The 12771-nt window shown below is 63.3% G+C and carries 7 protein-coding genes; 4 read left to right on the forward strand and 3 right to left on the reverse strand.

The window, feature by feature from the left end:
- Positions 1-592 precede the first annotated feature (592 nt).
- Positions 593-2815 carry a hybrid sensor histidine kinase/response regulator gene (locus VD964_RS16480; protein ID WP_324869608.1) on the forward strand — a complete coding sequence of 741 codons (2223 nt, stop codon included), beginning with the start codon at positions 593-595 and terminating at the stop codon, positions 2813-2815.
- Positions 2816-2998: 183 nt separating this feature from the next.
- Here VD964_RS16480 and VD964_RS16485 read toward each other — a convergent pair whose 3' ends face one another.
- On the reverse strand, positions 2999-3472 hold the full coding sequence (locus VD964_RS16485; protein ID WP_324869609.1) for a response regulator: 474 nt from the start codon (positions 3470-3472) through the stop codon (positions 2999-3001).
- Positions 3473-3713: 241 nt separating this feature from the next.
- On the reverse strand, positions 3714-5408 hold the full coding sequence (locus tag VD964_RS16490) for a methyl-accepting chemotaxis protein (protein WP_324869610.1): 1695 nt from the start codon (positions 5406-5408) through the stop codon (positions 3714-3716).
- A gap of 317 nt (positions 5409-5725) precedes the next feature.
- On the opposite strand from VD964_RS16490, the gene VD964_RS16495 reads away from it, so the two are divergent.
- From VD964_RS16495 to VD964_RS16505, 3 genes are all read left to right on the forward strand, one after another.
- Positions 5726-6109, forward strand: coding sequence for a response regulator (locus VD964_RS16495; protein WP_324869611.1), 384 nt, complete (start codon positions 5726-5728; stop codon positions 6107-6109).
- Between the two features lie 271 nt (positions 6110-6380).
- Complete coding sequence (locus tag VD964_RS16500) at positions 6381-6545, forward strand: ribbon-helix-helix domain-containing protein (protein ID WP_324869612.1); 165 nt, start codon at positions 6381-6383, stop codon at positions 6543-6545.
- Between the two features lie 133 nt (positions 6546-6678).
- Positions 6679-8913: a PAS domain S-box protein gene (locus tag VD964_RS16505; RefSeq protein WP_324869613.1), complete on the forward strand. Its 2235-nt coding sequence runs from the start codon at positions 6679-6681 to the stop codon at positions 8911-8913.
- A gap of 395 nt (positions 8914-9308) precedes the next feature.
- Here the strand turns inward: VD964_RS16505 and VD964_RS16510 are convergent, their stop codons facing one another.
- Positions 9309-12359 (reverse strand): EAL domain-containing protein, encoded by a 3051-nt coding sequence (locus VD964_RS16510; protein ID WP_324869614.1) that lies wholly within the window; start codon positions 12357-12359, stop codon positions 9309-9311.
- Positions 12360-12771 lie beyond the last annotated feature (412 nt).

The raw sequence follows: 12771 nt of genomic DNA on the forward strand, positions 1-12771 counted from the left end.
AGGCGCGGCTGTGGGCGGAGCAGCATCGGCTGGCGGCGGAAGAGGAGCGAGCGATCCTTCAGCAGCAGCGGGAAATCATGCTGGAGATGGGGCAGACCTTGGCGGAGTGGCGTGCCGCACAGCAGCGTCCCGCCCCCTGACTGCGCGGTTGTATAAGTTCATGTTCCATAATCGCTATCGGCGTGCGGGTTGTGCCTGATCAAGCCTCTGATCCGGTTCGCTTTCGCACGGCAGTGGAAGTTATGTGGCAGCCGCTGGGCTGCCTCCGATCAACATCTTGTGGGCGACCGCCTCTCAGCCAGCCCCCAAAAGTTGAAACTTGACCGGACCGGAGCCGGCAAAGCGAACCTCGGTCGTTGCGGGTGCGCCTGCGTTCTCGCCGGAGCCGCCGCCCGTCAGGGCGGAGAGGATGTCAGCTGGAACCGGTTGCTCGGCGGGCAGCAGTGTTTATAGTCAAGCTCATGCAGTATCAAAACCTTCCGTAGCTCCAGCGGGAGCTGCAGGGGGATCGGATCGCCATGGCGGCGACAAGAGGAACAGGCTCGGACATGGATGACGGAGCAGCGGCGAAGGCGGGCCGGAAGCGGGCATCATGCTGCGGCTTCTGAGGGAGAACCGTCCGCTCCAGCGCATCGGAGCCCTTGGTATTGGCCTGCTGGCGGCGCTGTGCGGCGGCACCACGATGGTCCTGGACTGGCTGCATGACGAGACGGTGACCGAGGCGGTGCTGGGCCTGCGCACGCTTAACGCCTCGCTGACCGAACAGACCACGCGCACCATCGAAGGGATCGAGCTAACCGTCAACGGAGTCGCCGAGCAGATCCCGCTTGAGAACCGGCGCAGCCCCGAGGCCTTCGGCCAGCTGCGGGCGGATCGGCAGGTCTATGAAATCCTGAAGGCCAAAGCCGCCAGCTTGCCACAGCTGGAGGCACTGAGCCTGATCGCTGCCGACGGCACTCTGGTCAACTTCACCCGCCAGTTCCCGGCCCCGGCGCTGGACCTGTCCCAGCGCGACTATTTCCTGGCGCTCAAGGACCATGACCCCGGACATGCTTATCTCAGCCGGCCGGCGAAAAGCCTGGCCACCCAGGAATGGACGCTCTACATCGCGCGGCGCGTGAACGACCTGGAGGGCCGGCTCGCCGGGCTGGTCGTCGGGGCCATCCAACTGTCCTATTTCGAGGAGTTCTACCGCAGCCTCCAAGTGGTACCGGGCAGCGGCTTCAGCCTGTGGTGGCGCGACGGCATGCTGCTGGCGCGTTTCCCGCCGACGCCGGACAAGGTCGGGACCATTGCCCCCAGCCCTGGCGTTGCCGAACAGCTCGCTCGCTTTGACGCCGGCACCTATGCGGCGCCGGTTTCACTCGATGGCAAGGACCGCATCTTGTCCTTCCAGGCCCTACGCAACTACCCGCTGGCCGTCGGGGTCAGCCGGACACGGGAGGACATCCTGGCCCGCTGGGAGAGCCAAGCGGTCGTCATCGCCGCCACCGGGCTGGTCAGCACGGTGGCGCTCGCCCTGATGCTGTGGGCGATGGCGCGCCAGTTCCTGGCCTACGAGACCGCCAACCGCGCGCTCAGCGAGCGCCGGCAGGCGGTGGAGGCCCGCGACGAGGCGGAGGAACATGTCCGCCAGCTGCAGAAGATGGAGGCGCTGGGCCAGCTGACCGGCGGCGTCGCCCACGACTTCAACAACCTGTTGCAGGCGGTGCGCTCCAGCCTGCACATGCTGGAGGCCGGCGGCGAGCTGCGCGGGGCGGAGAGCCGCCGGGCGCTGGAAGTGGCAAGCCAGGCAGTCGACCGCGGCGCCACCCTGACCCAGCATCTGCTGGCCTTCGCCCGCCGCCAGCGGCTGGCCCCGGCGCCGGTAGATCTCGGCGCCCAGGTGGCCGGGATGGCGACGCTGCTGGAACGGACGCTGGGCAGTTCCATCCGCATCCGCATTGACAAGGACGCCGACGTGCCAGCGGCGCTGGTCGACCCCCACCAGTTCGACATCGCCCTGCTGAACCTCGCCATCAACGCCCGCGACGCCATGCCGGACGGCGGCACCCTGACCATCGCGGTCACCAGCCTGTCCATCAGCGGCCTGCCGGCGGGGGAGGGGGGCGAGGGGATTTCGCCGGCCCTGGCGCCGGGCGCCTATGTCGCCGTGACCGTGCGCGACAGCGGGATGGGCATGCCGGCGGACGTGCTGGCGCGGGCCTGCGAACCCTTCTTCACCACCAAGCCGGTCGGGCAGGGCAGCGGGCTGGGGCTGAGCATGGTGCATGGGCTGACCGCCCAGTCCGGCGGCGGCATGCGCCTGGAAAGCCATCCCGGCCTCGGCACCGCGGTGACGCTGTATCTGCCCCATGCTCCGGTGGAAAGGCCGGCCGAAAGCCCAGCCGAAAGCAAGGCGGACGCCCCCGGCGGCCCGGCGCCCGCAGGAAGCGAACCGTTGCCCGTGCCATTCGCAGCCGTGCGCGTCCTACTGGTCGAGGACGACGCCCTGGTCCGCATGGCGAACGCCGCCGTGCTGGACGAGGCCGGCATCCTGGTGTCGGAGGCCGCCACCGGCGAGGAGGCCCTGGCCGTGCTGGAGGCGGACGAGGGCATCGGCGTCCTGGTGACCGATTTCGCCATGCCTGGCATGACCGGTGCCGACCTGACCCGCATCGTCCGCAGTCACCGCCCCGGCCTGCCGGTCCTGATCGTCACCGGCTATGCCGAAAAGGCGGTGTTGCAGGATCTGGGGCGCGAGGCCGGCATCCGCATCCTGTCCAAACCCATCCCGCCATCGGCCCTGATCGGGCATATCATGGCGGCGCTATGAACGACGCCAGCCAAGCCTATGAGGCTCCGGTCTTCCCCCGCTTGCTCAGATATCTGTCCGTCAAAGGGAAGCAATGCGGACAGGTGTGAAACAGCACGCAGGTGGGCCCCAAGGGATCTCATACTTTCAGCACGTTACTGTGCCGATCGGCATTCGAAACCTCGTGCCGATTCACAGGCGCTCTTAGCAAGCGCCAGTTGCTCGCGTGATGGGGCCGCTTGCTGCGTTGTTCTGGTACCACCAGTCGGGATTGAGGCGCAGGACAGCAGGGCTGGGCTCTGACCAGAAGATGCTGCGAATTGCGGCTAGGAGATCGTTTCCGTTCACAGGCTTTTCCAAAAGCACCGTTAATCCTGGATCGTTGCCTTGCAGAGCGCCAACCCCTCCAGTCGGTCGGGTACCGGTCAGGATGATGATGGGGAGACAAGGCCACTCGTCGCGGAGCTGGCAGATCATCTGGCGATCGTCAAGCTTTGGCATGTTGAGATCAGAAACCACGAGATCGAAAGGGGCTGAGGAAAAAGCCTGCAGCCCCTCTTGTCCATTGTTTGCACCGACAACGTGATGACCTTCGGCCTCGCACACGCTACCGAGAGCCATTGCGCAAATAATGTCATCTTCAACAATCAGGATCCGTATACTGTGCGTGATGAGCATTGAATGAACGCAGAAGGTGTTGATGAGGCAAACGATATCTCCATTTTTGTCCTTCGCCTATGACACTTTGGCAGAGTCCTCCGGTTGTCACATTGATTAAGGACGACATTGCTTCGCGGTTCGTTTTGCAGGTCAGGTGAAGATAGGCACTTGCAGTTTGGGTGAGCCAAGCGGTGGATCATGATCCTGATGATAGCAAGGTAACTATGACTTCTGTCGGCAGAGGGGCCGTGATCGCGCATCAGGCGCTCCTCACGGACGCCAGGAAGGCGTCAACCTGACGCTGGAGCATCACCGTCTCCTTGGCCAGCACGCCGGCGGCACCGAGCACCTGGGTCGCAGACGAACCGGTCTCCGTGGCCGCCTGGGTCACGCCCACGATGTTATTCGCCACCTCGTGCGTGCCGGCCGCAGCCTGCTGAACATTGCCGGCGATGTCGCGGGTGGCAGCGCCTTGCTCCTCCACTGCCGCGGCGATGCCGGAGGCGATCTCGTTGATCCGATCAATGATCTCGCCAATGCCGCCGATCGCCTCGACGGCGCCGTTGGTGGCTCGTTGAATCTCCTCCACCTTGGCCTGGATCTCGTCTGTGGCCTTGGCCGTCTGGTTTGCCAGTGCCTTGACCTCGCTCGCCACAACGGCAAAGCCCTTGCCGTGCTCCCCAGCCCGGGCGGCTTCGATCGTGGCGTTCAAAGCCAGCAGATTGGTCTGGCCCGCGATCGAATTGATCAGATTAACCACCTCGCCGATTTCCCTGGCCGCTATAGCAAGGCCGTGGATGAGGGTGTTGGTGCGCTTAGCCTCGGTGACGGCCTGTCCAGCGATCTCCGTCGAGGCTTCAACCTGCCGGCCGATCTCCGTCACCGAGGTTGCGAGTTCCTCTGTGGCGGCTGCTACGGTGTTGACATTGGTGCTGGTCTGCTCTGAGGCAGCAGAGACAGCCATGGCTTGGCGCGACGCCTCCTCTGCCGTGGAGGACATCGACGCGGCGGCGCTTTCCATTTCGGTCGCTGCCGAGGACAGGCCTTCAACGATACCGCCGACGCTGGCTTCAAAGTGGGCAGCCATCTTGAACAGAACGTCCTTGCGTTCGCGTTCAGCGCGGGTCCTCTGCTCGACAGCCTCCCGCTCCATGCGGCGCATCTCAAGCCCGTTGTCCTTGAAGACCTGGAGGGCTCGCGCAAGCGTGCCGACCTCATCCTGGCGTTCGGTGCCACGGACCTTCGTGTCCAGATTGCCGCCTGCGATGGTGTGCATGGAGGCCGTCATGTCTGCCAGAGGACGCACGACGAGGCGCAGGATGATAAAGCCGAGCAGGGAAAGCGAGAGCGCAAGCCCGAGGCCGGAAATAACATACAGCATGGTTGTCGATGAGGCGGCGAGCGCAGCGCCTTGCGTTCGGGACTGCTCCAGCGCGACATCGTTGTATTTTGTGAGATCCTGGATGAGCAGAGCGAGTTCGGTGCGCACCTTCCTTCCCTCGGTGCCCGAAAATCGCTGAGCCTCAGCCGTCTCGTTGCGCAGGGCGATGTCCATCACTTGGCGGGCGATCCGCTCGTACTCGGCGATCAACCGGGCCGTCTCCTCGATCTTGGGTCGGCGCTCCGGCAGCGCGAGCGGCAGCATACGCTGGACGGCCTTTTTGGCGCGTTCGATGCGCTCGTCGAAGATGCGAATGTTCTCGTGCTTGCCAGACAGCTCAGTCTCGATGATGACGTTCTTCTCGGCAATGGCCGAGCCATTCACCGCGGCCTCGACCTGGAAGGCCAGCGAGTTGCGCTGTGCAGTCCGCCCGATGGCGGTCTCCAAGGTGTCTGCCAGATGGGAAAGCGATGACTGCGACTGCCAGACAATCGCACCGATGACCGCCAGGAGGACGGCGATGGGAAAGGTGAGCTTGGTGACCAGCTTCAGGTTCGAGAACCAGCGCAACATGAGACGTCTCCGGAAAACAGCCGGGCGGGTTGAGACCGCCCGATTGGCGCCTGAGCGCCCCACCTGAACCGAACGTCATATATCAAACGTTGCGCTCACAGTTGATATGGATCAATGGACCAGCAATAAGTTGCCGTGACAATTTTGGAGCGAGAGCGATAGTTACCGGTTGCGACCACATCCGTGCGACATGCTGACGGTCAGATAAAATCGAACTGAGTAAACACCCTGCTGTTACAGTTCGTGACAATTCTGATAACGATGGCCACAGAGACCTAGCTTATATAACGCTTGTGCTGATTAGGCTCGAGTATCAAATGCTCACGTCACCTCATGTTCTACTCGCCGAAGACGAAGACCTTGTGGCCGCTGCTTTGGCTGAAGTTTTAGAGTCTTACGGTTTCCGGGTCACCATCGCCCGTGACGGGCAGGAAGCCCTCTTGGCTCATGCAGTCAACCCGGCTGACGCCCTGGTGACCGACATGAGGATGCCTCGGATGGGTGGTCTAGAACTGATCCAGGCCATCCGGGAAACCGATCCAGATATGCCAGTGGTGGTGACCACTGGCTACAGCGAGGCCATGCCGACCGAGGAGCCGGGTCGACTGATGGTAATCATGAAACCTTATCAGCTTGCTCAGGTAGCGTCGAACGTCAGGAGCCTGCTGAGCCGCTCCCGAGGATTCTCCCGTAAGGTTTGATTATGAACCAGCACCTAACAAGAATCCGCAGCTGATGCAGCCCAACCCTTTGAAAGAATAGTGAAAACTTGCTGAAGTGGCGTCCCAACGGGTACCGATTGCTCCCACTTCGTTGAACAACAGTCTAGTATTTACACCGCTCCTGTCCGGATGGATCCCCAGCTGCTTTGAAACGCCTCTGCGCCGGCTAGGTTGTTACAAGGTGTGATACCAGCCCTCTTTCTGCCGCGGTGGCTCCATGCTCAGACCCCTCAGCCAAAATGTTTCCCTCATGCCGGAACTCGGCCAGTTCGGCCAAGCTCAGATAGCCGCCGGCCGCTGCCCGACGGCCAGCAAGGTCATCCGCGACGGTATGCGTCTGCTTCAGGAGCGAAACTCGGCCCAATCCCGGTTCGGGATCGGCGCCGCCACCCCGGAGGGCGGCTGTGAACGCTGATGCTGGACGCCCGGAGAGCACTTGGCCGATCGGGGGCGGCAGCATGGGGGCGCTGGTGCGGACGAACGATTGGTCCCGCACCCCCCTTGGCCCGATCGGGAACTGGCCACAGAGTCTGAGGACGGCGGTCGGAATGATGCTCAGCACCCGCCACCCGGTGTTCATCTTTTGGGGCTCCCAGCACGTCTGCCTCTACAACGACGCCTATGCCGTGTCGCTTGGGCCCGAGAAGCACCCCTCCATCTTAGGGGCTCCAGGCCGTGAGGCGTTCCCGGAGGCGTGGCCCATCATCGGCCCACAGATCGAACAGGTCATGGCGGGCGGCGAACCGACTTGGCACGAGCAGCACCTGGTCCCCATCTCCCGTCACGGTCGGTGCGAGGACGTTTACTGGACCTACAGCTACGGCCCTATCCACGACGCCGACGCGGCAAACGGCGTCGGCGGCATCCTGGTCCTCTGCACGGAGACGACGCAGGCGGTTGTCTCCCGGCGCGAGAGTGAGGAGCGTTATCGGACCCTGGTTGAGGCGTTCGATCAAGGTTTCTGCACGGTGGACCTCATCTTCGACGAGCAGAACCATCCGATCGATTACGTCTTCGTCGAGGTGAACCCCGCCTTCGAGGCGTTGACGGGCCTGCGGGACGCGGTCGGCAAGAGCATGCGCGCGATGCGGTCCGAGCATGAGGATTATTGGTTTGAGACCTACGGCCGGATTGCCCTGACCGGCCAGCCGGCGCGCTTCGAGCACCGGGCGGCCGCGTTAGGCCGCTGGTACGCCGTGTACGCCTTCCGAGCCGACGCCGAGCGGCACCGTGTCGCGATCCTCTTCACCGACATCACTGCCCGCAAGCGGGTCGAGGAAGAGCTTCGGGAGAGTGAGGCGCGCTTCCGCCACCTCGCCGACAACGCGCCGGTCATGGTCTGGGCCACCGAAGCCGACGGCCAGTGCAGCTATCTGTCACAGACCTGGTACGCCTTCACCGGACAGACCCCAGAAACTGGCCTGGGCTTCGGCTGGCTGGAGGCGACGCACCCTGATGATCGGGAAGAGGTGGAGCGCCAGTTCCGGGCCGCTACCGCCAACCAGGCGCCGTTCCGTGTCGAGTACCGGCTCCGCCACGCCGACGGTGACTATCACTGGGCGATCGATGCGGCGGCTCCCCGGTTCAACGAGGAAGGCCACTTTCGGGGTTATGTCGGATCAGTCATCGACATCACCGAGCGCAAGCGTGCTGAAGAGAACGTCCGGGCGATGCGCGACGCGGCGGAGCAGGCGAACCTGACCAAGTCCAAGTTCCTCGCCGCAGCCAGCCACGACCTGCGCCAGCCCATGCAGTCCCTGCTTCTGTTCCTGGAGGTCCTAAGACCACATGTCACGGCCACGGGGCAGGAAGCATTGAAACACCTGGGGCGCGGGTTGGACGCGTTGAGGGACCTGCTGGACAGTTTGCTCGACATCTCGCGCCTAGACGCTGGCATCGTGGAGCCCGTCGTCCAGGACTTCGCGATCCAGGACTTCGTCGAGCCGATCAGCGCCGCCTACATGCCGGTCGCCGCGGCCAAGGGGATCGACTTTCAAGTTTCGACCTGTTCCGCCGTCGTGCGCAGTGACCGCACGTTGCTCGGTCGAATGGTGCGCAACCTAGTCGAGAACGCGCTGCGCTACACCGAGTCCGGACGGATCGCCATCGAATGCTGTCAGGCCGGGGACCGGCTGCGCATTGAGGTGCAGGACACCGGCATCGGCATCCCGCCGGACCAGCTGGAACGGATTTGGGAGGAGTTTCATCAGGTCGGCAATCCTGAACGCGACCGCAACCGCGGCCTGGGCCTCGGCCTCGCCATCGTGCAGCGCCTCTCGGACCTGCTGGAGCATCCGGTCGACGTTCGCTCAACGCCGGGGCAAGGCTCGGTGTTCTCCATTGAGGTGCCGCGCGGCCAAGCCGAGCAACGCCAAGCCGCCGTGGCGGCGATTGCGCTAGCGGGCAACGGCCGCTTTGCCGTGCTGGTGGACGACGATGCCATCGTGTTGCTGGGGCTGAAAGCCACCTTCGAGGCGTGGGGCTACCAAGTGATGGCCGCCAGTTCCACTGACCAGGCGCTGTCCGCGCTGAAGGCGGCAGGTCGCCGGCCAGACGTTGTGGTCGCCGACTACCGTCTTCGCGAGGGGCGGAGCGGGACCGAAGCGATCCTGCGGGTGCGTGAGGCATACGGCACCGGCGTGCCGGGCATCATCCTGACCGGCGAGACCGGAAGCGAGGCCCAGTACGATGCGGCAGCGCATGGCCTGCATGTCGTCTACAAGCCGGTTACCGCCCGGCAACTTGGAGAAACCCTCAGGCGACTTCTGATGGACGACCGGTAATGCCTCCTGGTGAATAGGACCTTCGCGTTTTGGTAGGCGCTGATCGACCGGTCCTGCGCATATTGAATTTTTTGAAAAGCGCCGAACGAGAGGCCGTGTATCAACCGCTGCTTAGCCGCGGGAGAGCGTTGATGGGCTTCCCCTGCGCCCACAAGGAGGACGCCTCAGCGCCGCGCTGGGGTTCTGGAAACCGCGCATTAGCGTCTAATATCGTCTGTCATATGGAGTGAGTCCTGCAAGCAACTGATCGGCCGCGGCAGCCGTGCTCGGAACCCGCCGAGCTAGAAAGTCGAGGCTTCCTTAAGCGGCAAGGTCATGAACATCATGATCCGCTTGGACATGCCCGTCTCCTGCAAGATCACATATTCACCGCCAGCCGCCGACGGAATCTGCCCTCACGCGGATTTGTGCGCCAAAGTCGTTCCCCTCTGCACGAAGTCAATCACTAGATCGGCGGACATCGGGCGTCCGAACAGAAAGCCCTGTCCCTCTTCGCACCCTTTCATCCGCAAACAGGAAAGCTGCTCAGCCGTTTCGATCCCTTCTGCGGTCGTCGTCATTCCCAGACTTCTGCTGAGCCCTAGTACCGCACGTACGATGGCTCTGGCGCCCGCTGCATCCGGAAGGTCACCGACGAAGGAACGATCGATCTTAATCTTGTCAAACGGAAAGCGTCGCAGGTAGCCAAGGGAGGAGTAGCCGGTGCCAAAGTCATCCATGGAGATTTTCACCCCCAGCCTGCGAAGCGCATGCAGCACCATTAGGTTGGCTTCGCTATCCTGAAGCAAGACGGACTCGGTGATCTCCAACTGCAAACGCGCTGCCGCCAAGCCGCTGTCGGACAGGGCGTCCGCCACCTTGTTCACCAAGTCGGGGCTGCGGAACTGGACAGGCGATAAATTGACCGCAACAGTGATGTCACCCGGCCACCCCGCCGCTTCACAGCACGCTTGGCGAAGCGCCCACTGGCCGATGCCGAGGATGACGCCGGTCTCTTCAGCCAATGGGATGAAGTCTGCCGGCGAGACGAGCCCCCGCTGGGGATGCCGCCACCGGAGAAGCGCTTCAAACCCATTGATGCCGCCCGTCTTCAGGTTGACCAGCGGCTGATAATCGAGGAGGAGCTCACGCCGGTCGAGCGCGCCTTGCAGATCATTTTTGAGCTGCTGACGCTGCTGGAGATGCGCGTCCATCCCTACTTCAAAAAAGCGGTAGATGCCTCGCCCTTCCGCCTTGGCGCGGTACAGCGCGATGTCCGCGTCCTTCAGAACCTGATCCACCTGTGCGCCGATGTCTTGCACAAGGACGATCCCGATGCTGACCCCGACTATGACAGCAGTGCCGTCCAGCGCGTAGGGCGCGCCCAGAGCAACAATAATGCGCTGCGCCAGCGCCGCTGCGTCAGAGGGGCGTGTCAGCCCGGTCTGAACGATGGCGAATTCATCGCCACCACACCGTGCAACAGTGTCCGTGGTGCGCACGCACTCCCGCAACCGCTCTGCCGCTTCCGTCAGCAGTCGGTCACCGGCCGGATGACCCAGGGTGTCGTTGACGGCCTTGAACTCGTCCAGATCAAGGAACAGGACGGCTGTGCGCGCATCACCCTTGGCCTGCGCAATGGCCTGGTCCAGGCGTTGACGCAGCAGCCCGCGGTTCGCCAGCCCTGTTAGAGCGTCATGGGTGGCCATATGGATCAACTGCTCCCGTGCTCGGCGTCGCTCCGAGGCGTCTCGGAAGAAGATCGACAGACCATCCGGGCCAGGGTAGGCATGCACCTCCAGCCAGATGCCGAGAGACGGCAGGAACTCCTCGAATTCCACCGGTGTCTGCCGGTTCAGGGCGTCACGGTAGCGGTGATCGAAGGGGCCATCGATCTCGTCAGGAAATGCCTGCCAGATGTTCACACCAAGCAGGTTCCGGCCGGGAGCGACGATGTCGATAGCGCGCTGGTTCAAGAAGGTGAAACGCCACTCCCGATCGAGAACGATCACGCAATCGGTGGTGCTCTCAAGAACGGCTCCGAGTTGACGCGCCGCGTCTTCAGCCGCGTGTTTTGCCCCCTCCAACTCTGCCTGGATACGCTGGGCTTCGGTCACGTCGCGCGAGATGGCCAACAGCCGTGCGGGACGACCATCTGCCCCAGGGATCGGCGAGATGGAGACGTCCCACCATTTCGGTGTTCCTTTGGCGGTCGGACAGAAGCCGGTGAAGCGCGCGGCCTCCCCCGCGCAGGCCCGCGCGACGGCGGCGTTTAGCCGGCCGGCTGCCTCCGCCGGCCAAAGACAAGACAAGGGGCGCCCTCGGAAAGTCTCGAATTCTCCGATCTCGGTCATTCGCAGTCCTGTACCATTCATGAACTGCAGGTTCCCCTCAAGGTCGAGAACCTTGACGCAGTTCGTGCTGCTCTCCAGGATGCTGCGGGCAAAAGCCTCACTCTCGTACAGTGCCACAGCGGCCATCTTGGCATCGTGGATGTCCTCGATGGTGCCGTACCAGCGCATAATGGTGCCGTCGCTGCTCCGACGCGCAGCCGCCCGTGCTCGGAACCATCGATAGCTTCCATCGGCCAAGCACAAGCGTTGCTCGACGTCAAACGGAGCGCCGGTCTCCAGGCTCACCGACCAAGCCGCCAAACTCGGTGTTGCATCATCGGGATGTAGGGCTTTTGCCCATCCGGTACCGAGGGTCTCCTCGCGCGTCAGGCCGGTTACCTCAAGCCAACGGGAGCCAACGTCGAGGCTGAGGCCATTCGCGTCGGCTATCCAGGCGATCTGGGGGTTGAGCTCGACCGCGTACCGGTAATGTTCCTCGCTCTCGCGCAAGGCCACCTCCATCCGGATGCGCTCAGTCACGTCTTGGCAGGCCCCATAGGCCGTTGCGGCTCCATCCGCCCCTTCTCCGCGATGCCCATCGACCCAGAACGTCCTCTCCACCCCATCCAATCCGGTCAGGCGGTATTCGATCTGCTCGTTGGTTCCATCGCGGAGAACCTTCTGCAGTGCGACCTGCAGACGGTCGCGGTCATCTGGATGCGTCATCTCCAGGAGGTGGGGAAGTGTCATGTCGAGCGTCCGGCCGGGATCGCCGATCAACTCGTGCACCATGTCCGACAGGGTGAAGTGCTGGCTGTTCACATTAAAACGCCAATAACCGAGCTTGGCGATGCGTTGGGCGGTGGAGAGCAACTCCTCGCGCGCAGCCAAATCGCGCCTCTGAGCATCAATTTGGACAATTGAACGGATCAGCGTCAGACAGATGGGCAGGGCAACGGGTATGGTGGTGGCAGCGATGGCCAACAGGATCGGCCCTGACCAGACGCCGGCGAGCGAAGGAAAGGCCAGCGCACCAACCGCGCAGGCAGCGATCACAGCAACCATTACGGCGATCCCCGTGAGGAGACCGGTTCCGCAAAGTACCGCGAGTTTGGCAACGTCGGGGCGCATCATGATCAGGGACTGCCGAAAGGGACCACGCAACACAGGGGATTTCCAATGCCGAACGGATCAAAGATCAGAGGCGGAATGGCTTGCCGTACTTCGGCGGGCGACTGCCCCTGCGATGTACGGCTGCAGCGGACAATACTCATGTGAGCGGTAGGCGGGGCAGCCCTATGAACATGCCGGCAGCCTTGCCGGACAATTCGTCGGCAGAGTTGGAGGGAGCCCTCTGCCACCTTGGCGGTGGGCTATCCGATCTGCGTGGTACCAGATGCATTCACCGTAAGCGCTACGAGCGCACCCTTCTTCCCGAAGTGTCTTCCGTAGCCGAGACTGCGCGCGGGTTCACGGGAGACGGAGGGCACGATGGGCGAAGGCGTCAGGCTTCATCCCAGACTTGAAGCCATGGATGAAGGCAGGC

The organism is Azospirillum sp. (assembly GCF_035628975.1).
Classification (GTDB): domain Bacteria; phylum Pseudomonadota; class Alphaproteobacteria; order Azospirillales; family Azospirillaceae; genus Azospirillum.

Excerpts from the sequence above, each read along its gene's own strand:
- VD964_RS16480 (WP_324869608.1), top strand. The coding sequence starts at position 593 with ATGCTGCGGCTTCTGAGGGAGAACCGTCCGCTCCAGCGCATCGGAGCC.
- VD964_RS16485 (WP_324869609.1), bottom strand. The coding sequence starts at position 3,472 with ATGCTCATCACGCACAGTATACGGATCCTGATTGTTGAAGATGACATT.
- VD964_RS16490 (WP_324869610.1), bottom strand. The coding sequence starts at position 5,408 with ATGTTGCGCTGGTTCTCGAACCTGAAGCTGGTCACCAAGCTCACCTTT.
- VD964_RS16495 (WP_324869611.1), top strand. The coding sequence starts at position 5,726 with ATGCTCACGTCACCTCATGTTCTACTCGCCGAAGACGAAGACCTTGTG.
- VD964_RS16500 (WP_324869612.1), top strand. The coding sequence starts at position 6,381 with ATGCCGGAACTCGGCCAGTTCGGCCAAGCTCAGATAGCCGCCGGCCGC.
- VD964_RS16505 (WP_324869613.1), top strand. The coding sequence starts at position 6,679 with ATGATGCTCAGCACCCGCCACCCGGTGTTCATCTTTTGGGGCTCCCAG.
- VD964_RS16510 (WP_324869614.1), bottom strand. The coding sequence starts at position 12,359 with ATGATGCGCCCCGACGTTGCCAAACTCGCGGTACTTTGCGGAACCGGT.